The organism is Photobacterium satsumensis, from assembly GCF_050336935.1.
Taxonomy (GTDB): domain Bacteria; phylum Pseudomonadota; class Gammaproteobacteria; order Enterobacterales; family Vibrionaceae; genus Photobacterium; species Photobacterium satsumensis.
In genome coordinates this window covers 811020-833027 of sequence record NZ_JAKJSK010000006.1, presented here as the reverse complement: position 1 = coordinate 833027, position 22008 = coordinate 811020, and the positions used below count along the sequence as shown (strand labels likewise).

The 22008-nt window shown below is 43.7% G+C and carries 19 protein-coding genes; 12 read left to right on the top strand and 7 right to left on the bottom strand.

Going from position 1 to position 22008, the window contains the following annotated elements:
* Window positions 1-57 precede the first annotated feature (57 nt).
* The 8 genes from L4D79_RS03895 (at window position 58) to L4D79_RS03860 (ending at window position 10505) form a co-directional block, all read left to right on the top strand.
* Entirely contained in the window at window positions 58-273 is a 216-nt protein-coding gene (locus L4D79_RS03895; RefSeq protein ID WP_428647637.1) for a hypothetical protein, read from the top strand.
* Window positions 266-2029, top strand: a complete 1764-nt coding sequence (locus tag L4D79_RS03890; RefSeq protein WP_428647634.1) for an ABC transporter ATP-binding protein — start codon at window positions 266-268, stop codon at window positions 2027-2029. The genes L4D79_RS03895 and L4D79_RS03890 overlap by 8 nt, the downstream gene beginning before the upstream one ends.
* Window positions 2023-3816 carry an ABC transporter ATP-binding protein gene (locus tag L4D79_RS03885; protein WP_428647632.1) on the top strand — a complete coding sequence of 598 codons (1794 nt, stop codon included), beginning with the start codon at window positions 2023-2025 and terminating at the stop codon, window positions 3814-3816. The genes L4D79_RS03890 and L4D79_RS03885 overlap by 7 nt, the downstream gene beginning before the upstream one ends.
* 561 nt (window positions 3817-4377) lie before the next feature.
* A complete protein-coding gene (locus tag L4D79_RS03880) occupies window positions 4378-5352 on the top strand; it encodes an autoinducer 2 ABC transporter substrate-binding protein (protein WP_428647629.1) in 975 nt (324 codons plus the stop codon).
* Window positions 5353-5413: 61 nt separating this feature from the next.
* Entirely contained in the window at window positions 5414-6907 is a 1494-nt protein-coding gene (locus L4D79_RS03875) for a sugar ABC transporter ATP-binding protein (protein WP_428647627.1), read from the top strand.
* Window positions 6900-7898, top strand: coding sequence for an ABC transporter permease (locus L4D79_RS03870; RefSeq protein WP_428647624.1), 999 nt, complete (start codon window positions 6900-6902; stop codon window positions 7896-7898). Before L4D79_RS03875 ends, L4D79_RS03870 begins: the two co-directional genes overlap by 8 nt.
* Window positions 7898-8857: an ABC transporter permease gene (locus L4D79_RS03865; RefSeq protein ID WP_428647621.1), complete on the top strand. Its 960-nt coding sequence runs from the start codon at window positions 7898-7900 to the stop codon at window positions 8855-8857. Before L4D79_RS03870 ends, L4D79_RS03865 begins: the two co-directional genes overlap by 1 nt.
* Before the next feature lie 13 nt (window positions 8858-8870).
* The gene (locus L4D79_RS03860) at window positions 8871-10505 is read left to right on the top strand and encodes an FGGY-family carbohydrate kinase (protein ID WP_428647618.1); all 1635 of its coding nucleotides are present in this window, start codon (window positions 8871-8873) and stop codon (window positions 10503-10505) included.
* Between the two features lie 122 nt (window positions 10506-10627).
* On the opposite strand, the gene L4D79_RS03855 is transcribed toward L4D79_RS03860, so the two are convergent.
* From L4D79_RS03855 to L4D79_RS03825, 7 genes are all read right to left on the bottom strand, one after another.
* Window positions 10628-12232, bottom strand: a complete 1605-nt coding sequence (locus tag L4D79_RS03855) for an ABC-F family ATPase (RefSeq protein WP_428647615.1) — start codon at window positions 12230-12232, stop codon at window positions 10628-10630.
* Between the two features lie 284 nt (window positions 12233-12516).
* Complete coding sequence (locus tag L4D79_RS03850; protein WP_428647612.1) at window positions 12517-13317, bottom strand: Cof-type HAD-IIB family hydrolase; 801 nt, start codon at window positions 13315-13317, stop codon at window positions 12517-12519.
* Window positions 13318-13461: 144 nt separating this feature from the next.
* Complete coding sequence (locus tag L4D79_RS03845; RefSeq protein ID WP_428651695.1) at window positions 13462-14727, bottom strand: SGNH/GDSL hydrolase family protein; 1266 nt, start codon at window positions 14725-14727, stop codon at window positions 13462-13464.
* 215 nt (window positions 14728-14942) lie between these two features.
* Entirely contained in the window at window positions 14943-15698 is a 756-nt protein-coding gene (locus L4D79_RS03840) for an alpha/beta hydrolase (RefSeq protein WP_428647609.1), read from the bottom strand.
* Window positions 15699-15703: 5 nt separating this feature from the next.
* Window positions 15704-16078, bottom strand: a complete 375-nt coding sequence (locus L4D79_RS03835; protein ID WP_428647606.1) for a DUF2784 domain-containing protein — start codon at window positions 16076-16078, stop codon at window positions 15704-15706.
* 117 nt (window positions 16079-16195) lie between these two features.
* The gene (locus tag L4D79_RS03830) at window positions 16196-16507 is read right to left on the bottom strand and encodes a hypothetical protein (protein WP_428647603.1); all 312 of its coding nucleotides are present in this window, start codon (window positions 16505-16507) and stop codon (window positions 16196-16198) included.
* A gap of 140 nt (window positions 16508-16647) precedes the next feature.
* Entirely contained in the window at window positions 16648-17577 is a 930-nt protein-coding gene (locus L4D79_RS03825; protein WP_428647600.1) for a LysR family transcriptional regulator, read from the bottom strand.
* A gap of 322 nt (window positions 17578-17899) precedes the next feature.
* Between L4D79_RS03825 and L4D79_RS03820 the strand changes: the two genes are divergently transcribed.
* Genes L4D79_RS03820 through L4D79_RS03805 form a run of 4 tightly spaced genes read left to right on the top strand, consistent with a single transcriptional unit; the run spans window position 17900 to window position 21876 of the window.
* The gene (locus L4D79_RS03820) at window positions 17900-18850 is read left to right on the top strand and encodes a ribokinase (RefSeq protein WP_428647598.1); all 951 of its coding nucleotides are present in this window, start codon (window positions 17900-17902) and stop codon (window positions 18848-18850) included.
* Window positions 18847-19734 carry a nucleoside hydrolase gene (locus tag L4D79_RS03815; RefSeq protein ID WP_428647595.1) on the top strand — a complete coding sequence of 296 codons (888 nt, stop codon included), beginning with the start codon at window positions 18847-18849 and terminating at the stop codon, window positions 19732-19734. Before L4D79_RS03820 ends, L4D79_RS03815 begins: the two co-directional genes overlap by 4 nt.
* A gap of 9 nt (window positions 19735-19743) precedes the next feature.
* The gene (locus L4D79_RS03810; RefSeq protein ID WP_428647593.1) at window positions 19744-21117 is read left to right on the top strand and encodes an MFS transporter; all 1374 of its coding nucleotides are present in this window, start codon (window positions 19744-19746) and stop codon (window positions 21115-21117) included.
* A gap of 42 nt (window positions 21118-21159) precedes the next feature.
* Window positions 21160-21876, top strand: coding sequence for an oligogalacturonate-specific porin KdgM family protein (locus L4D79_RS03805; RefSeq protein WP_428647590.1), 717 nt, complete (start codon window positions 21160-21162; stop codon window positions 21874-21876).
* Window positions 21877-22008: the final 132 nt, after the last annotated feature.

Here is a 22008-nt window from a genome sequence, read left to right as displayed (position 1 = left end):
GCTATTTAGGTTTGATAAGTGTACACTTATCAAAGTTACATAGTATTTGGACCTACCTTGAAAGAGAAGACTAACAAACACCAATGTGGAAGCAGGGGCGGTTCTAGGCCGGGCTGCGGTCGCAAACCCGGTGTGAAAACACGGCCAGTACGTTTGCCGGAATGGCTACTGGATGCGTTAGAAGAAATTGATGACCCCCGCTACTGTATTGTCAAAGCTTGCATTGAACAGTACGGCATTGAACCTCCCCGACAGAAAGAGTCACATGACTAAAAAACAGTTTTTCGCGCATTTTCTGCGTATGAATCGTAAGTCGTATCTACTTGCGATAGTTTTCATATTTCTCGTTAACTGGCTTCAAGTTGAAATACCACGTTATATTCAATTGGCAATAGACCTCATTGAAGACGCGTCTCAGACCGGGCATCAACAGCTTAAAACATATGTCGGGATCGTGGTGATCATGGCTGTGTCTATGATCGTGGTCCGTATTTTATCGCGTATTTATGCTCTTAACCCTGGTCGTATCACCGAAGCAGCGCTTAAAAACATGCTTCTGAAAAAATTGAATCTATTACCACACAACTTTCATGACCGGTTCGCATCGGGCAAACTCATTTCCATTGTTAACAATGACCTAGGTGGAGTTAGGTTACTGTTTGGTGTGGGCTTTCTTCAGTTTTTTAATGCCTTGCTTGCACTGTCGTTAACACCACTGTGGATGTGGCGGATTTCACCAGAGCTGACACTGTATTCGGTTATACCGATTGCGATTGCGTTTGTTATTTTCCGTATTGGCTTTAAACGTATGAAAGCCCTTCATATGGAGCATATGCATCGGTTGCAGAATCTCTCTGCCCAATTAATGAGCTACTTGTCTGGCATCGATTTGATAAAAAGCCAGCAGATGTCACCTTGGGTGAAAGCGGAAATTGAAAAGCTCAACCAGCAATTACTTCATTGTCGAATGAAGATCACCCGTATTCAGGTGTTCTTTATGCCTATTCTCGATTACGCCAATGACCTGATGAAAGTTCTTATTCTGGGCTTAGGTGGCTATATGTTGATGAATCAGCAACTCACTCTAGGTGAAATTACCGCTTTTCTTACCTATTCAGTATTGCTGGCTATGCCACTAATGCAACTCGGCCGAATTGCCACTATCTATCAGCGCGGCATGGTCGGGATAACCAGTGTACAGACGATTTTGAATGCTGAAATTCCTGAGCAAGATGTGAAGCCACTTTCTCAATCAGATGTTGAAAGCCTGCAAGGTAAAACACTTTCAGTTCAAAACCTGAATTTTAGTTACCCGGGTGAAGAGCGATTAATTTTAGATAATATCAGCTTCGAAATTCCGCCTGGCAAAAAGGTCGGGGTACTGGGCAGTATCGGGGCAGGTAAAACGACACTGGTCAATTGCTTGAACCACCATCTTGATGTGCCGGTACGCTCTGTTTTTCTTGGTGATAAGGACGTGACGACTTTTGCTCGTAGTGATTTACGCCGCTTTATAAAAACAGTGACACAGGAGCCTTATCTATTCTCGGCAACGGTGGAAGAGAATATTCGCTTTGGTAGCCGTGATGGTGATATTGCCAAAGAGCAGGTCGATGAGGTACTTGAACTGAGTCAACTGGCCAGCGATGTGTCACGGTTTGAAGAGGGTGATCAGACGCTTGTTGGCGAGAAAGGCATTATGCTATCCGGTGGTCAAAAGCAACGTTTAAGTATTGCCCGCGCACTGCTTCAACCTTGTGATCTGATCATTATGGATAATGTACTGTCGGCGGTTGATTATGAAACCGAACGGAAGATTCTAGAAGGATTGTTCGGGCAGCTGAATACACAATCTGTGCTTGTGGTATCGCATCGTGTGAATGCGCTTGAATATATGGATGAAATTATCGTACTCCATGAAGGTAAGGTTATTGCCAAAGGTAACCATGCTACGTTGCTCCAAACGTGCCCTTATTATTATGAAACTTGGCAACTGCAACAAAATGAAGCGGAGGCCAAAGCATGTTAAAAGGTGTTGATGTTAAATACTTAAAGCACTTTTTCAAATTTGCTAAAAAGTACAAAGGGTCTGCGTTACTTGGCATAGCCATGCTGCCGCTTACCGTAATCACCAGTTTATTGTTCCCTTGGCTGATTATTAAAGTGATTGATACTCACCTTACTCAGGGAAACATGGATGGATTACTGCTACATATTTTCTATCTGCTTGTCGTACTCGTTGTAAGCTATGTGGTTGATACCACGTATTCTTACCAACTCCGAAAAACCGGTCAGTACACCATTACGGATATGCGGACGGTGCTATTTGAGCGTGTACTTAAATTGCCACGTAGCTATTTCGACAATACGCCGACCGGAGTAACACTTTCTCGTTTAACGAGTGATTTGGAAACTATCGGTGAGTCATTTGTTCAATCCATTGTTGGACTGGTGAAAGACTCGATAAATACAGTCGCGCTACTAATTATGATGCTATTCATCGACTGGCAGCTGACACTTATTGTCTTGGTCATCATGCCGCCAGTGATGTATCTCACTCGGTATGTCCGAAATCGACTTCGGGCAACGTATCAGATCACTCGCTCGGCATTGGCTCGTGGTATCGGCTTCTTGCAGGAAGTGTTAATTGGTGTGAAAACGGTTCAGCTGTATCGCGCCGAAGAGGAAGTTGAGAGCAAGTATAAGGGGTATACCGATGAGTTTTTAAAGGCTCAGATGAAGGCTAATAAATATGATGCCATTTTGTTTGCTTTTATTTCGGGGATTACCTCAATTACCATCGCGTTGATGATCTGGTATGGCTCGGGGCAAGTGATGGATCATGCCTTGACCTTAGGTGTTTTGATCGCATTTATCAACACGTTGGAAAAAGTCTTTGTGCCTATCCGGGACTTTACCTCACAGATTGCTTCAATCCAAAGCTCGTTCGCCGCCTTTGATCATATAGAAGAACTCTTTGTTGAGCCGATGGAAGAAGAAGGGCGTCGATTACAGCCGAGCCATAAGGTTAAACAGCAGCTAAGTGAGTTTGTCAGCCTAGAGTTTAAGAACGTCAGCTTCCGCTATAAAGATGATTCTCCTTACGTACTGAAAGATGTGTCATTTGTTTTGGAAAAAGGTCATCAGGTTGCGCTGGTGGGGTCAACAGGTTCAGGCAAGTCGACCATTTTACGTTTGCTCTCTAAAACCTACCAGAGGTATGAAGGAAGTATTCTTTTAAACGGGTTAGAGCTTTCTGAAATTTCGATTGATGACTCATCCCACCTGTTTTCATTGATGATGCAAGATGTGTATTTGTTTGAACAGAGTGTTGAATTCAATATTGCTTTGGGTAAGCAGGCGATCTCGCGAGAACAGGTTGAGCAAGCATCGCGCTATGTTTATGCCGATAAATTCATTGAGAACTTGCCTCAAAGCTATGATTTTCGTTTGGATAAAAACGGCTCAAATCTATCAGTTGGTCAAACGCAGTTGATATCATTTGCTCGTGCGGTGGCACAGGGTGGGCAAGTCATGATGCTGGACGAAGCGACTAGCTCCGTTGACTCCATTACGGAGGATTTGATCCAAAAAGCGATGCAGAGGCTGTTTAAAGAGAAAACGGTTATCGCGATCGCGCACCGTCTGAGTACAGTACGGCACTCGGATATGATTTTGGTGCTAGAAAAAGGTGAAATCGTCGAACGTGGTAACCACCAAGAATTAATGGCTCATAATGGTATTTATGCGGGCCTACTCAATGAGTCTCTTTCGCAGCCGTCTGAGCCGTCAGAGCAGAAGGCAACGATAGCCTAAGCGAAAAGTTCATTACAGGCTATATAGTTTCCTGCTACATATCAAAAGGCATTTGCAAAATTAGCAAGTGCCTTTTTTATTGCCATCATTATTGCTATCTACCACATATCGTATTGATGTAAATAAACTACAGTAGAGTTACTAATAATTAGACGCAGCGTACTTTAAAATTCCATTAGTCTGGGGCTATGTCTCATTAGTGGTGTAAAAAAGTGAAATGAATTCAACTAATTTGAACTTTTATCAAATTTGAGAGTGTTTTTATGAGAGGTATATATAAGGTGAATACTTCCATGCAATGAATGCTTCAAATTAACACTAAGTTGTTATTTGTTTGTTAACATAAGGTTTGCTTTTGTCGGTTTGTTTGCTGAGTTATTTTGTTTGAATTACGTAAGAGTTACCATTTAACAATGTGTTAACTGGATGTTGTTTCAATGCTTACATAAATGTGCTTATGTCACACTTTGAGGGTGTGTTTCAGTTTGTTATGTCCTGATCCTTCATATTTGTCTCATCGAATCTCCAATACCCTATACACATAATAAAGGATTGATAACGATGAAAAAGGTCTTATTCAATGTCGCCGCTCTTACACTTGCTCTAGCTACAGCAGGTGTTCAGGCTAAAGACTATGAAATTGTGAACGTCGTGAAAGTCTCAGGTATCCCTTGGTTTAACCAAATGAACAAAGGTATTGAGCAAGCTGCTGGTGACTTTGGCGTTAATGCTCGCCAATTGGGCCCATCCACACCAGACCCTGCACAACAGGTTAAAATTATTGAAGATCTTATTGCTAAGGGTGTTGATGCAATTACGGTCGTCCCTAATGATGTGACAGTACTAGAGCCTGTATTCAAGAAAGCACGTGAGAAGGGGATTATTGTACTGACTCACGAATCACCAGATGGCCACAGTGCTGATTGGGATATAGAAACTATTGATAATAAAGCGTATGCAAAAGCAACGATGGATGAGCTTGCTAAAAATATGGGTGAGAAGGGTGGCTATGCTGTTTATGTCGGCTCATTGACGGTACCACTTCATAACAACTGGGCAAATTTGGCGATTGATTATCAAAAACAGACATACCCTGAGATGTATGAGGTAACGAGCCGCATGCCTGTCGCTGAAAGCATTGATGCATCGTATGCTGCGACCAATGATTTGATGAAAGCCCACCCGGATATGACAGGTATCGTATCCTACGGCTCATTGGGTGCCATTGGCGCAGGTGAGGCAATCAAGAAGAAACGTGCGAAGAACAAAATGAGCACAGTCGGGATCATGATGCCAAGCCAAGCAGCACCTTATTTGATGCGCGGTGAGATTGATAAAGGTTTCCTATGGAACCCAGCGGATGCTGGTTATGCAATGGTTGCTGTGGCTAAACAAATGCTAGACGGTCAGAAGGTTGCTGATGGTGTAACCGTAAACAATCTTGGTGTTGCAGAGATCGATAAAGAAAATCGAGTGATTAAGTTTAATAAGATCCTTGAAGTGGATAAATCTAATGCTCGTGAATTAGGCTTCTAATTTCTCAATCGAAAATATCATTCAGGGCAGTGCAATGCTGCCCTATAGCTGGAAATCCATCATGTCAAACGAAGCATTCATCACCTTAAAGCGGGTGTCCAAGCACTTTGGTTCCGTTAAGGCCCTTGATGGCATCAACCTGACTTTTAATAAAGGTGAAGTCCACTGTCTCGCCGGTAAAAATGGTTGCGGGAAGAGTACGTTATTCAAAGTTATTTCTGGGGTCCATGATCCGGAAAAAGGTGCCGAGATTATTCTCAATGGAAAAAGCTACTCTCGGTTAAATCCGCAGCAATCCATAGAGCATGGCATTCAAGTTATATATCAAGATTTATCGCTATTTCCCAACCTGACAGTTGCTGAAAATATAGCCGTGCAAGATCATATGGCATGGACAAAAGGGCTGGTTAAGCAAGCTCGTATTAATACGATAGCTAAAACGGCGATGGAAAAAGTTGGGGTGACGCTGCCTTTAACCAAGCGGGTAGAGCAACTTTCTATTGCTGAATGCCAATTAGTAGCGATTTGCCGTGCAATGGCTTCGGATGCCAAGTTGGTTATTATGGATGAGCCAACCGCTTCATTGACACGAACTGAAGTGAATAACCTTATTAGCGTGGTTGCCGATCTTAAATCGAAAGGTGTGACTGTGGTGTTTGTTAGCCACAAACTCGATGAAGTGATGGAGATATCAGATCGTATTACCGTTATCCGGGATGGCAAAACCATAGGGACTTATCCCGCCGAAGATATAAACAGTGATGAGTTGGCCTTTTTGATGACGGGGCAACGCTTTGAATTCTCACCATTGGAAGAATATAAGCAGCAGGGAGAGGTGAAACTAGAGGTCTCACAATTAACCAAGAAAGGCCAGTTTAAAGATATCAACCTTCAAGTTCGTGCAGGGGAGATAGTCTCTATCACAGGGCTGCTGGGATCTGGTCGTACAGAGCTATGTTTGGCCTTATTTGGCATGACACAGCCAGACAGTGGTGAAATAAAGTTAAACGGTAAACCCGTTAAGTTTCGCTCTAACCGTGATGCGATTGCACATGGTATCGGTTATGTATCAGAAGACCGGATGAGTACTGGACTGGTGATGGAGCAAACCATTCAGGATAATACAACGGCGGCAGTATTACCGCGGTTAAAACGCCCGAATGGTTTTTTGGATCATACCAAGGGGAAAGAGTTAGTGAGAAAACTCATTGCTTCTTTATCAATTAAAGTGGCCGATCCAATGTTGCCGGTGACGAGCTTATCTGGTGGTAACGCACAGCGTATCTCCATTGCCAAATGGATCGCTGCGGAGCCGGATGTGTTAATTCTTGATTCGCCGACAGTGGGTGTCGACGTGGCAAATAAAGAAAGCATTTACCAAATAGCCAAAGATCTTGCTGCAAAAGGGATGGCAATCATTATGGTGAGCGATGAAATCCCAGAGGTATTTTATAACAGCCATCGTGTCATTGTGATGAAAGATGGGCAGTTTACCCACGACTTTCACCCAGTAACAACTACCGAGCAAGAAATAATGGAGGCCGTCAATGCCTGAGCAAATTCGTTCTCACTGGGGAGCATTAGTTAAGCGGCATGAATTTTATCTTGCTGTACTAATTGGTTTGATTGTTATTGGACTGAGTATTACCTCTGAAGATTTCTTTACGTTAGGGAACATCTTCGATATGTCTGTCAGTTCTGCCATCTTAGGGATAATGGCATGCGGGCTTTTTGTTGTATTGATCGCTGGTGGCATTGATATTTCATTTCCTGCCACGGCTGCTATTGCTCAATATGTCATGGCAACGTATGTACTCTCGATTGGTGGGAACTTCTTCGTTGCGTTTTTGATTGCAGCAGCAGTTGGTATTGCGCTCGGCCTTATAAACGCCATATTGGTGTACAAACTGAAAGTACCGGCCATTATCATTACGATTTCCACCTTGAACCTGTTTTTTGGTTTACTGATTTACTTTACCGATGGGGCATGGTTGTACGGTTTTCCTGAATGGTTTATGGACGGCGTTGAACTGTTTACCTTCGTCGGCAGTGATGGATACGATTATGGCCTATCACTCCCGATTATAACCTTGGTAGCGGTTGTCTTGTTCACCTCCTTTTTAATGTCTAAGACGCGCCTTGGGCGTCAGATTTATGCGATGGGGGGGAATGCAGACGCGGCGAGCCGTATTGGCATCAATTTGTTTGGTATTCATCTCTTTGTTTACGGATATATGGGGGCACTAGCAGGCATCGCTTCAGTGGTTCAAACCCAAATAACGCAGTCAGTTGCACCAAACTCGTTGATGGGTTTTGAGCTCATGGTATTAGCCGCGGTAGTGCTAGGTGGAACAAGTATGACCGGCGGTAAAGGGACATTAATGGGGGTTGTCCTAGGTGTAGCGTTGCTAGCCATTATGAAAAATGGCCTGACACTGCTAGGTGTTCCTTCCTATTGGCATACTGTTGTCACCGGTCTCATCATTGTATTCAGTATCAGTATGACTGCGCTGAATGAAAAGAAACAAGCATTGCAGGAGGCGTAATGGATCAGGTATTGAACGCACTGAAGCTTCCAACAGATCGGAATATTCGTTATCTGTTAGTCATCCTCATGGGTATTTTTGCCCTAATGGCGATTACAAGTGGGGATACGTTTTTCTCTTTAGCAAATTTACAGTCGATGTCGTCCCAAATGCCTTTATTAGGGATGTTAGCTCTCGCAATGGCTGTGTGTATGCTCACGGGTGGCATAAACCTGTCTATTATTGCGACAACTAACGCTTGTAGCCTAGTGATGGCCAGTATTATCACGTTGGCACCTGAGAATGGCATGGTACTGTTGCTGGCATTATTGGCGGGTCTGGTCACGGCGATTGTGATTGGCCTGCTAAACGGTGCGCTAATTGCTTATGTCGGCGTATCGCCAATCTTGGCAACACTCGGGATGATGACATTAATCAATGGATTGAACGTATTGATCTCTGGGGGCAGTGTGATCTCGGGCTTCCCAGAAGCCTTGCTAGTATTGGGTAACGGCTCGTTTGTTGGCATCCCAATGCCGCTCATATTATTTGTGTGTTTTGCCATTGGTATGTGGGTATTGCTCGAACACACCAGCCTAGGCCGCACTATTTATTTAATGGGCTCGAATGAGAAAGCAACGCGGTTCTCGGGTATCAATACGCAAAAAGCGGTGCTTTATGTGTATGCCATCTCATCGATTTTGTGTTGGGTTGCCGCTCTGATCATGATGGCTAAATTCAACTCGGCCAAAGCGGGTTATGGCGAATCTTTTTTATTAATCGCCATCTTGGCATCAGTGCTGGGTGGTATTAACCCTGACGGCGGTTTTGGCCGGATCATCGGTATTGGCTTGGCATTGATTGTATTACAAACGTTAGAAAGTGGTTTGAACTTACTGGGTGTAAGTAGCTACCTAACAATGGCTCTTTGGGGCGGCATTCTGATTCTATTTATTGCCCTACAAAAACGAAAAGCTTAGCGGAGAGAGCAAGATGAGTATTTATTTTATTGGCGTTGATGTTGGTAGTGGTAGTGCCCGAGCCGGTGTTTTCGACGCCTCTGGTCGAAAAGTCGGTGAAGCAAAACGCGATACACAGATGTTTAAGCCACGCGCAGATTTTGTTGAACAGTCATCTGAAGATATTTGGCAAAGTGTATGTATGGCGGTTAAAGATGCCGTTTCACAAGCCAATATTGATCCTATCCAAGTCAAAGGCATCGGTTTTGATGCTACCTGCTCTTTGGTTGTATTGGATAAGAAAGGGCAGCCGTTAACAGTAAGCCCGACAGGGCGCAGCGAACAAAACATTATCATGTGGATGGATCATAGAGCGATCGCCCAGGCTGAGCGAATCAACGCCACTAAACATCCGGTATTAGCCTATGTAGGGAATCGTATTTCGCCAGAAATGGAAACCCCTAAGTTACTTTGGCTAAAGGAAAATATGCCAAATACTTGGGCGCAGGCAGGGTACTTTTTTGATTTGCCGGACTTTTTGACTTGGAAATCGACATTCGACGATAGCCGATCGTTGTGTTCCACGGTGTGTAAGTGGACATACCTTGGCCATGAAGGGAAGTGGGACAAACAATACTTTGAACAAATTGGATTGGATGATCTGCTTGCTGATGATGCTAAAACAATAGGTAATACGATTAAGCCGATGGGGGAGCCTGTCGGGCAGGGGCTTACTGCACATGCAGCAGATGACCTAGGTTTAGTGCGAGGAACACCTGTTGGAACTTCAATTATTGATGCCCATGCTGGTGGTATCGGTGTACTGGGTGCAGCAGGCATGACCGGTGAGAGCGCCGATTTCAACAAACGCTTAGCACTGATTGGAGGCACTTCGTCATGCCACATGGCTGCTTCAAAGACCGCACGATTTATTGATGGCGTATGGGGTGCTTACTATAGTGCAATGATCCCAGGATATTGGCTGAATGAAGGTGGACAATCGGCAACCGGGGCCTTAATTGACCATATCATTACTTCTGATCCGTTATACGAGCAGCTAAAAGCGCAAGCGACATTGGAAGGTACAACCGTGTATCAGTTGCTGAATGACCATCTGTTGAAACTGGCTGGCAGCAAGGAAGATATTGCTTTTTTGACGAAAGACATTCATGTGTTGCCATACTTTCACGGTAACCGTTCGCCACGCGCTAATCCAAATCTCACTGGGACGATCACAGGCCTAAAAATGTCGAAGACAATCGACGATACGGCATTGGCGTACCTTGCCACCATTCAGGCTATCGCATTAGGAACAAGGCACATTATTGAAGTGATGAATCAGGCCGGATACGAGATTGATACCATCATGGCTTGCGGTGGGGGAACAAAGAACACTATTTTCCTCCAAGAGCATGCGAACGCCACAGGTTGTGTCATGTTATTACCTGAAGAAAGTGAAGCCGTGCTATTGGGTTCTGCGATGTTAGGTTCGGTCGCTGCTGGGTTTTATGCGGATATCCCCGACGCAATGAATGCCATGAGTCGTATAGGAAAGACGGTGACACCGCAAACAGATAGAATTAAGCGCTTTTATGATATGAAATATCAGGTATTCCATCAGATGTACGAAGATGATGTGAAATACAAACAGCTGATGTCTGAGTTCTAAACGGGACAACACGCTGGATTGCTGATTCGTTCGTGAGCTGCCGAATAGCAAGAAAGACTAAGCAGTTGTTGCAAAGTTGGCAACAACTGCTTCTTTCTATACTTTTTTCTAGAATGTAATGCTTATGCGACGCTTAACATTTTCTGTTGATGTGCAAGATACTCATCATAAGTACCTTGGAAGTTAACGAGTTTCTTGTCTTTCACATCAATAATAGAAGTGGCAAGAGACGATACAAACTCGCGATCATGGCTGACAAAAATAAGTGTACCTTCATACTTTTTCAAGGCGTTGTTTAGCGCTTCAATGGCTTCCATATCCATGTGGTTCGTTGGCTCATCCATAACAAGAACATTAACGTCTTGCATCATTAACTTACCAAACAACAAGCGGTTCTTTTCACCACCAGAGCAGTTCTTTGCTTTTTTATTTGCATCATCAGCGGTAAATAATAAACGACCTAAAATACCACGAACCATCAAGTCATCATGCTTCGTTGTACGCCACTGTGAAATCCAATCAAAGATACTCAAATCGTTATCGAAATCAGCTGTACTATCCTGTGGACAGTAACCGATAGATGCATTTTCAGACCATTTAACAATGCCGTGGTTTTGTTCTAACTCGTTTACTAGGCAGCGAAGGAATGTTGTCTTACCCACACCATTTTCACCTATTACCGCTAAACGAGTTCCTGCTTCTAAAAGTAAATTACCTTTCTCGAACAGTAGCTCATCATCAAAAGCATGGCCTAAATCTTGTAGCTCAAGCGCCTGGCGATGCAACTTCTTGCCTTCACCAAAGTCAATCGATGGGCTAATACGGCTCGACGATTTAACTTCATCTAGCTTAATTTTATCCAGTTTCTTCGCACGAGAACTGGCTTGTTTAGCTTTCGATGCGTTGGCACCAAATCGGTTAACGAAGTCTTGAAGTTCGCTAATCTCAGCCGCTTTTTTAGCATTTCCTGCGAGCAATTGTTCGCGGATCAAACCTGAAGCCTCAAGGAAGTATTCGTAGTTACCTGGGTAAATACGAAGCTCACCGTAGTCGATATCCGCCATGTGGGTGCATACCGAGTTTAAGAAGTGTCGGTCATGCGAAATGATGATCATCGTACACTTACGTTGATTCAACTCTTCAGCAAGCCAGTTAATGGTATGAATATCCAAGTTGTTGGTTGGCTCATCTAACAACAAGATATCAGGGTTAGCGAAAAGTGCTTGTGCAAGTAACACACGAAGCTTCCACCCTGGTGCGACGTGTTGCATGAGACCGAAATGGAATTCTTCTTCGATACCAGCTTGAAGTAAAATGTCGCCAGCACGGCTTTCTGCTGTGTAGCCGTCCATTTCTGCGAACTCACTTTCAAGTTCAGCGACTTTCATGCCGTCTTCTTCACTCATTTCAGGTAGTGAGTAAATACGGTCGCGCTCTTTTTTAATCTCCCATAGCTTACGGTCACCCATAATAACTACATCGATAACATTGTGTTGCTCGAAAGCAAACTGGTCTTGACTCAGGACGCCAAGTTTTAACCCCGGGGTAATAGAGACATTGCCAGAGCTTGGAGTAAGAGCCCCACTAAGTATCTTCATGAACGTTGACTTACCACATCCATTGGCTCCGATTAAGCCGTAACGGTTACCGTTACCGAACTTAGCAGAAATGTTTTCAAATAAAGGCTCGGCGCCGAATTGCATGGTGATGTTAGCGGTTGAGATCAAAGAAGTATTCCTAGGTATAAGATGAGCTAATTGCTTAGTCAGATATGCCAAATCAACAGAAATGAAAGCACGAATTAATAGCTGGCGGATTATACAGATATATTGAACAAATAATAGATGTGGGAGGTAAGTCACAGAAGGTGATTGTGTTGGATGAAAAATCAAGAGGGTACACCGTTAAGTTTCCCCTTAAAGTCTGGGCTGCTCAAACGCTCCCAATTTGGAAGCGTCTTGATTACATTAAGCGGTGATCCTGATGGTTTATCGTCCGAGCTTTATCAGGTTTAATCGAGTAGCTCACGTTTAATCACGGTCATTACACCAGAATCACGATGACTAGGCGCTGAAAAGCGTGCGGCTTGTTTTACTTTAGGGTGGGCGTTGTCCATTGCGTATGAGTGATAGCTCGCTTTGAGCATTTCCAGATCATTGAGGTAATCACCAAAACTCATCGTCTGCTCATAGCTAAATCCAAGTTTATTTTGTAAGTGTTCAATCGCCGCCCCCTTCGAGGCTTCGGCATTCATCACATCAAGCCAGATTTTGGCGCTCACCACGACTTGATGGCTTTGACCAAACTCGCGGTCAAAACTTGGAAATACATGCTCTTCAGTGCCATCAAAATGACAAATGGCAATTTTAATAAAGTCATCATCGACAGCTAAAAGGTCGTCGACATACTGACAACGGTGGTAGTACTTAGCGAACTCTTCTAGCGCCTGTGGGTCTTGGGTTTCAATGTAAGCCGACTGCGTACCACATAAGACGATATTTGCCCCGTCGATTGTACGTGCTTGCTTAATAATCGCTTCAATAGAAGGTTTGTCGATTTCACAGCGATACAACTCTTTACCTTGGTGCATCACCATGGTGCCATTTTCAGCTACAAACATCATACGATCGCGAATGGGTGCGAACGTCTCCATCAAGCTGTAGTACTGACGGCCCGATGCGGCAGCGAAAATGATATCGCGCTGCTCTAATTGTTGGTAAACCGAGTAAAAGTCTTCTGGGAGTTGGCTATTTTGATCGAGCAGAGTCCCGTCCATATCGACGGCAATGAATTTGATGTCTTTACTTGGCATAGTTGACCGTGTTGTTGGGAAAAGGTGTGAATCAAGCATGACAAATTACATCAGTCACTATTGTCTGCAAGTGATTTCCATCAAGCGAAGGGTAACTATAGACAATATACCCGGCCTTAGCCGGGTATATTGACATTGGTAAGGTTAGAAATTGTACTGATTCATTACTCCAGCCAAGATCTTGTCAGCGATATACTTATGCGTCGCAGTCGTTGGATGGGTGACGCCCCAGAATACATACTTGTCAGAACTGTGGTAGGCACAGTCATTGGTTAGGCTATGGCTGTAAAGATAATCCATCGCGTTACTGCGATTGATGTTCAGGCATGCGTCTTTAGCGTTTTCAAATCCATGTGCTTTGGGTTCTGTGGTCAGGTCATTAAACATCTGCGCGGCATCCACAAGGGCGATATTGATCCCTGTATCCTGGTAGTACTGAGCTTGCTCGCGGATATAGACATTAAATAGTTCGATCTTTGCGCGGACTTTCTCAATCTCATCTTGGGTTGAGTATTTAAATTGTGGTGCCTTAGTTGCATCCGGCAGGGTAAATAGCATGATATTCTGCGCGCCTGCATCCGTAAGACGAATAAGTGCGCTGCTAAAATCTGCTTTCACTTCTGAGACTTCACGGTCGTAGTTCATAAAGTCGTTCAGACCAAACTCTAGAGTAAATAGGGTACGCTCTGGCCGATAGTTTTTAGCCATTTTCATATAGGTCAGGTAAGAGGTAACCTGTTCAGTCACACCAGTCAGTGCCACGTATTGATTGGTACCTGCAGCGCCACCTACAGCCCAGTTATAAAGAGGGATATTTTTGTCGCGTGCCAAGTATTCTGTCCATACCAGTCCATTGGAGAAGCGGCCCAAAAACCAGGAGTTGCGGTTAGGGAACAGCCACTGGGAAGCGTTAAACATGTTGCCGGTATCTGAAAGGCTATCACCAAAAGCAACCATCTTGTTGATGGTATCCGGCTGGAAAACGGAATCGTTGGTCCAGATAGAATGGTTATAGGAAGCTCGGTTATCTGCCGCATAGTAGCTCATATCGGCCGTTTTATGCTCTACGCCCAGAGTCGCCTTACAGCGCTCGGTGATTTTCTCCTGGCTAGTGTCGGTATAGAACATGTTTTTAAATGAAACCGATGACCACCAGTATCCGTCAAGGGTGAAGTAGTCACCGTTTTCATCTAGCGCCCACTCCCAGGTAGTGGCAGGGTCGTCATGATTAAAATGAGGGCGGTACCAGCAGCGAACGTAAGTATAAGTCTGGTCAGCCTGAATATTGCTGACTTGGGCTGAAGTAATGGCTTCGGGTGTAATTCTTTCGGTTGTAATGGTTTCGTGTGTAATAGGTTCTGAAGCGTATGCGGATACAGGCAATAACAGAGTAAGTAGTAATTTCTTCATCATATTCTTCTTCTAGTAAATGAAATCTATTCTACTAACCATTTGATTAATAGAATGATTATTGAGGACTATCCAACTATAATTGGTAGCGATATTCTGCATGTGAATATGTTTGGGTCAATTACTTTTCTTGGCTAATGCATTAACTTGGTATAGGGATCGCTTTATAAACAAAAACGGAAAAATGACTTAGTCAATAAATCCTGTATCAAGGGCTAATCCAATATACGTTTCAGCCCTGATACATAGGAAGGAAATTGCGAAATAGTATTGTGGCCTGCACCGGTAATGACGATCACTTCTTCCAGCTGATCGCCAAATTCAGCGATTAGCTGGTCGGCTCTTGCCCGCGGGATCACCCGATCTATTTCTGCTATGAAGATATAGGTTTGAGCCGAAATATCTTTTACTCTATCCGAAGATCGGAACCTGTCTTTGATCATCCATGAAACGGGGAGCATCCAATAAATATCTTTTGCGACATTTTCAATGCTATCAAATGGCGTCACCAATATAAGCTTGTCCACTTTCCTATTAGCTGCTACGTATGTGGCAATACCTGAGCCAAGGCTGCGGCCCATCAAGGATATTGAATCATGTTTACTTTTAACCGACTGAAATATCTGTACGGCATCGTTATATAGAACCTTCTCGGTAGGTGTACCTAAATTAATACCATAACCTCGGTAAGGGATCAGGTAGACGGTATAATTCGGGATTAACTCCTTGAAGAATGGAATATTGGCTTCGATACTTTCTGCGTTCCCGCCGTAATAGATTAACGCCTTAGGTTGTCCTTCATTGAGCGCCCAACCAAAAAGCTGGGCTCCATCAACAGCAAAGCTAGTATTCACCTCGCCGTAAACATCACTGGCAGGCTGGGGAAAGTACAGAAACTGGCGTTGCAGCGAACAAAAAGTAAGAGCAAAAAGGGCGTATAACACCACGAAGGTAACCAATATACTATTCATGTTCGTTACCTGTCTTGTTTGAGCTTATTCCAATAATAGACGAGCGCATAAATAACTAAATTGATCCCCATAGCCGCAATACCCAGTAAAACCTGGACATCAAAGCGTAATCCAACAGGATAAATAACAGGAATGATATAGTGCTCGACAAATCCTCCCGGGTAACCTTCGCCACCTGCCGCTTGCCTCAATTGGTTTTCCAATGGCGTTAAAGGGCAGATCCAGCCTTTGAAACTGATCACCGCAACCCATAGTGCTGCAGGAATATGGATAAACAGCATATAGCCACGCCATAGTACCAGCGAGCCACCAAGCAACGCGAAGATGATAAATAAAAGGTGAAGTATTACGACAAGATCTGCCAGTATTCGATAAATCATAAGCTATCATCCCTTCCCTAGGTCAAACATAGCTTATTAAAGCAATAACTGTTATCCACATTCAGACTAATGTTGGAAAGTTATACCGACCTGAAACACGTGGGTTCTTAGCTGTTATCAACAAAATCTGGGGACAGTTCCACCTGAACCAAGTTTTAACGATGTTGGAAAACAAATCGTATCGATTTCACTCTTCAATCCAGCTTGAGTTTGAATATTTATGTAAAAGTGAGCACCAAAAAAGCCAGTTTGTATGGGGTGGCCATACATAACTGTTTTTTCTTGATTCGTCATCCCCTCTAAACTGACTCCAACTTGAGAGTTGGCCGATTCATAAATCAAAGGGGATGAAATGAAAAAATCAGTTATTAGTTTATGTATTATCGCTGCAGCAACGCTGAACTCTATTTCAGCTTTTTCTAACGACAACTCGAAACTATCGTAAAGGCGTGTGCTTGTTCTTTGGACTTAGCGAAAACTCCAGAGAAGAAGTCTCTCTCGCTCTGGATACATTGAATCGCAATGCTGGTAAGTATTTGACCTGACAAGAGCCTGATTGTTGCTGTTGATTAAGTTTTAGCCTTAAACGCAATAAGCTCTTGCTTGATGTGCAGCAAGAAAGTGTCGAGTACGGAGTTCTTGCTCCTGTAATCAAATAATGCAGATAGATCACCGGGGATAGTTTCTCTCAGCTTTACAAAATGGACATTACTCCAGCGGTGATAGCTGAAAGTCGTCGGGACAATGGAAGCCAAATGACTTGTACCGACAATAGACATAAGTGTGTTTGGCTCGTATACCTCTTGGTTGACGTTGATATGATGGCCGTGGGCCAGGAAAGTATCGATGATGAGCTTTGAAGACGCCGAATCCTGCCTTTGCATGAATACGAAACCTTCATCCTTAATCTCGTCGATTGAGATGACTTTGCGGTCTTTGAATGTGTGGTTATTCGCAACCACCAGGCACATGGGGTCTTCTAACAGTCTTTCGGAGACAAGTGGGGAGGTATTAATGGTATCTGCAAACCTTAGCAATCCGACATCGATCTGTTTATTCAACAGTGCATTCTTTTGTTCTTCGGGGGTCATTTCAAAGATATTAAAGGTATAGTCCGGATAGGTGTCTTTAAAGCTCCTCAATGCCTCCCCCAGACCAGCCCAGAAGAACGAACTGACGAGACCGACATTGATAGTTGAAGCTTCGTTACGACCTGCTTCCAATACCTTCATTATTGAGTTATCAAACACACGAAAAATCGTCTGACACTCATCAAACAAACGCTCGCCAATTGTGGTGAGTTCAACCGTCCTGGTATCTCTAACAAACAGTGAAGATCCAATGAGGTTTTCCAGTTCTTTGATCTGGCTGCTCAATGGAGAAGGTGAAATATTCAATTTCTTCGCTGCACGCCCAAAATGCTTCTCCAAGGCAACTTCATGAAAATACCGCAACATCTTCATGGTGATTTTCGACGAAGGATTGTTGAATCGATTCATACTTCTCTCATTTATAAAAGTGCCTGTTATCAGACTGAAATGTAGTTTGATCTATCTCTCGTTTTTTCACGAAGCGGAGGCATGGCTGTTCCGATACTAAGAAATGTATATCACAGCCTATATGTAGACTTAAAGCCTTGAAAATAAATAAAACAGTCAGAAATGGCAAGAAACACTCCGTTTGTTTTCTGTGGTTTTGTTATGTTCATCTCTCTATTGTGCTGAAAATCAGCATAATAACTCTGTTTTTTGAAATATACAAAGGAGTGGCTCTTCGTAGAATCAACGCAAATTTCGCAATCTTTGAGTTGGTTATCAGTAAGTGAAAAAGAGTAAATCATCAGGCGCGGTATTTGTCTTTGGTTCATATAATGCGGACATTGTCTCTTATGTCCGTATGTTTCCTAAACATGGACAAACTGTGACGGCAGACAGCACCAAAATACTTTCAGGAGGGAAAGGCGCAAACCAGGCTATCGCCTGCCGCCGCCTTTGTTCTGACACGCATTTTTTTGTGAAAGTCGGTAATGACGAATTTGGTAGTAAAGCCGAGGAAATACTTAAAAATAACGATTTTGCAGGGCTGTACCTCAATAGAAGCCACAGTAGGAAAACCGGCACGGCCAGCATTATTTCATCCTTAAAAGATCGAGATAATATGATTGCCATTGATCTTGGTGCCAACTGTACGGTCACTCCAGAAGAGATTGATGCTGTCGAGGGGGTCATCAGACAATCTGCGGTTGTATTGACTCAGCTGGAAAACAACCTTGATGCCATCAGTCAGGTGATCCAACTAGGTTCAGAGTCAGGCTGCAAGACAATCCTCAATCCGGCCCCTTACCATCCTAAAGCCAAGCAATTGCTTTGCTGGGCGAATATTGTCACCCCTAATGAAACAGAAGCTAGCAGCTTGAGTGGCATAGAAGTCGTCGATATCGAATCTGCAACTTCTGCCGCACAAGCCATTCGAGATATGGGGGCCAAAGTTGTGATCATCACCCTGGGCAGTAACGGCTGCTTACTGCATACCCATGAAGGGACGACACATTACCCTGCTTATCCATGTCATGTCACCGATACCAGCGGAGCCGGCGATTCGTTTAATGGTGCGTTGGCTGCATCTTTGGCGGCCAATCAACCCATAGAGGAGGCCGTTAACTTTGCCAATGCATTTGCTGCGTGTGCAACGGAAAAGTTGGGGGCTTCGAATATGCCGACGCTGGATGAAGTGAATACAAAGTTGGCAAGCATGACAAGGAACATCAAGTGAGAAAAATAATAATTGATACCGACATTGGTGATGATGCCGACGATGCGCTAGCAATTGGACTCGCGTTGTCAGCTAATCAATTCAATATTCTGGGTATCACTACGGTATTTAAGAATACCCAAATGCGGGCAAAGATGGCAAAGCACCTTGTTACATTAGCTGGCCATGACAATATTCCTGTTCACTCGGGGATAGGGCATTCACTAAATAATGAAAATACAGTCGATGAAATTCCGTGCCAATATCGTAAGGAAATGGGAAAAGTCCATTATGACGGTGACGATGCTGTTGAGTTTATTGCTGAAAAACTACGCAATGAAAGGCTGACAATCGTCGCAATAGGGCCTCTTACCAATATTGCTACGTTAATGACAACCTATCCTAATTTGATTGGGCGTATCGAAGAGCTCGTAATAATGGGTGGCTGCTATTACCGGCATGTCAATGAGTGGAATATTGTCTGTGATCCGGAAGCCGCCGATATTGTATTCAAATCGGGTGTCAATATTAAAGCCGTTGGGTTGGACGTAACAACGAAGTGTCACTTCAACGACGGTTTATTGAGATCCGCTTATGAAAATGCTGACACCCCGCTGAAGCAATTGATGATTGATTGCTGTGACGCCTGGCTGAAGAAGACAGGCTTTACTCCCATACTCCACGATCCATTAACCATTTTTGCTTTGATGAACGAATCGGATATCCAGTATTCATTCGAGAATATCCAAATTGAATTAACGGGGGAGTTAACCCGGGGGATGACCGTGTGCTCCGAAGATGGGATCTGGGGGCGAAAGCATGAGTCTCCGACAGCCAGTGTCGCAACAACATTGGATTATCAGCGCTTTATTCAAATATTCCATTCAAATTTATTTCTCAATTAAGGTCTCTCTATGTCAAAAATAAAAATGACCACCTTACAAAAAATAGGGTTCGGGGCTGGTGACTCCGCCATCAACTTATCCATGATCTCAGCCGGCATGCTCATTTATGCCTTTCATGTCCAGATTGTCGGTCTGACTCCGGTTGATGCCGGTTGGCTGCTTTTACTTGTCAGGTGTATTGATGCCGTTACTGACCCAGCAATGGGGTGGATGACCAACCGCTACAAGACACGCTTTGGCCATTATCGTCATTGGATCTGTTTCGCTGCTATCCCGATGGGGATCTCGATGTACCTGATGTTTACCACTGTCGGCGATACCTACAACGTCAAGCTGGCATGGGCATATGCGACTTACATCTTCAATACCTTGATGTTTACGATGGTCACCATTCCATATATCTCGATGATCGGTGTGATCACCAATGATCCAGACGAGCGCATTACGGCAAACTCATGGCGATTTACTATGGCCAAGGCTGCAACATTACTGTGTACCTCACTGGTTCCGTACTGGGTGACATCACACGAAAACCAAGTCCAGGGTTATGCCACATCATTTATGATCCTTGGGGGGATCGGTACTGCCTGTCTGCTGTTCTGTGCTTACCATACCAAAGAAGTGGTTGATATTGAGCCCAATAAACAGCCCGTTAAAGAGCAGCTGAAAAGCTTGCTCAGAAATGACCAGTGGATAGTCCTTTGCACGGCCTGTATCACTCTCATGCTGGCATTTTTAGTACGGGGCAATATTGCCTTTATCTATGCGACGGAGTTTGCCGGTGCCAGCTTTGGCCTTCAGGTTTCAATCTTCCTCGGTATGTGGTCGGTCGGTGGGATCCTGGCTGCGATGGTATCGAAGCAGCTGACCAAGCGTTACTGCAAAATCAAAGTATTTAGATTTTCGATGTACGCATCGGCATTGATGGGGGTATCGATCTACTTCCTAGTGAGTGAAGGGCAATACATACCGGCTGTGCTTTGCTACTTTCTCTATTGCTTCTTGACCGATCTGAATACACCTATTTTTTGGGCATTAATTTCAGAGGTGAGTGATTACGGCAAAAAGAAAACCGGTATTGATGCTTCGGGTATCTCGATGGGCGCGATCTCATTCTGCCAAAAGCTGGGAATGGGATTATCCGGCATTGTTACGGGTTACACCTTGCAGTATTTCGGCTATTCCGCAGAGGCAGAAAAAACGGCAGATGTCTTAAATGGCCTGTCTTTATCACTTTCTATCGCCCCTGCATTTTTCTTCTTGCTGACAGGGCTAATAATCAAAAAGTATTTCATCACAACGGAGTACTATAACAAGATGATGAATGGCGAAATAGACCCATCAAAGACAGTTAGTAATACCACCATGAAGTCACAGGCTTAATGTAAATAAGCCAAAGCAATAATCTAAACAAAAGTGAATAAAATGAATTATAAAGCAGTACCATTCTTGCTTCTTGCCTGCTCGTCTTTATCTATTAATGCGAGTGAAAGCGAGCCAGAATATAGTGAATCAAATCCGTTATGGATTGAAGTATATACACGATACGAAGAGGATAAAGATCTTGGCCTTCAAGGTATTATTGGACGTATCGATTTTCCAGAGTTTTGGGGAACTTACTTCGCAGCCGAATTAAACACTGATGGTTATTACGAGTGGGCGATGGGTAAAGGTTTTGGCATTGGAGATAACGGGTATATCGATGCCTACCTTGGTTATACAAAATGGAATTACCGCCTGTCTTTGCGTACAGGCTATAACTTTGACAATGGTCTGATGTTAAGTGCCCGTGTCCGTCCTGAGTTTGGCTATGATGACTGGATTGGAGAGGATAGTGAAGGCAATACAATTAACTATGGTACAAACTTAAGTGTTCGCACTGATTTATTTGTAGGATACAATAGCAACGATTACGAATTCTTCTATAACCGAGTTGATCACTTTGAAACTGACGAAGAGATCGCTGATGCCTTTAAGCATGGTAAACAGCATACCACTACGGATCACGAGTTCAGAATTACTTACACCAAGAATAAGTGGCGACCATACTTTCAGTGGGTCTATATGGAGAACGGACTTTATACGCCGCAATCATACAAAGATGATATACGCTGGCAGTTAGGCTTTACACTGCCGATGTAGTCAAGAGTAGAAAAGCGCCTAATAAATTAGGCGCTTTAAAATGTTAGCCAAGACAAATTAGAGTATATGTACGAGAGAATAGTATTTGTAATCAAGACTAAACTGATTCTTCCCACATATAACGTGAATATT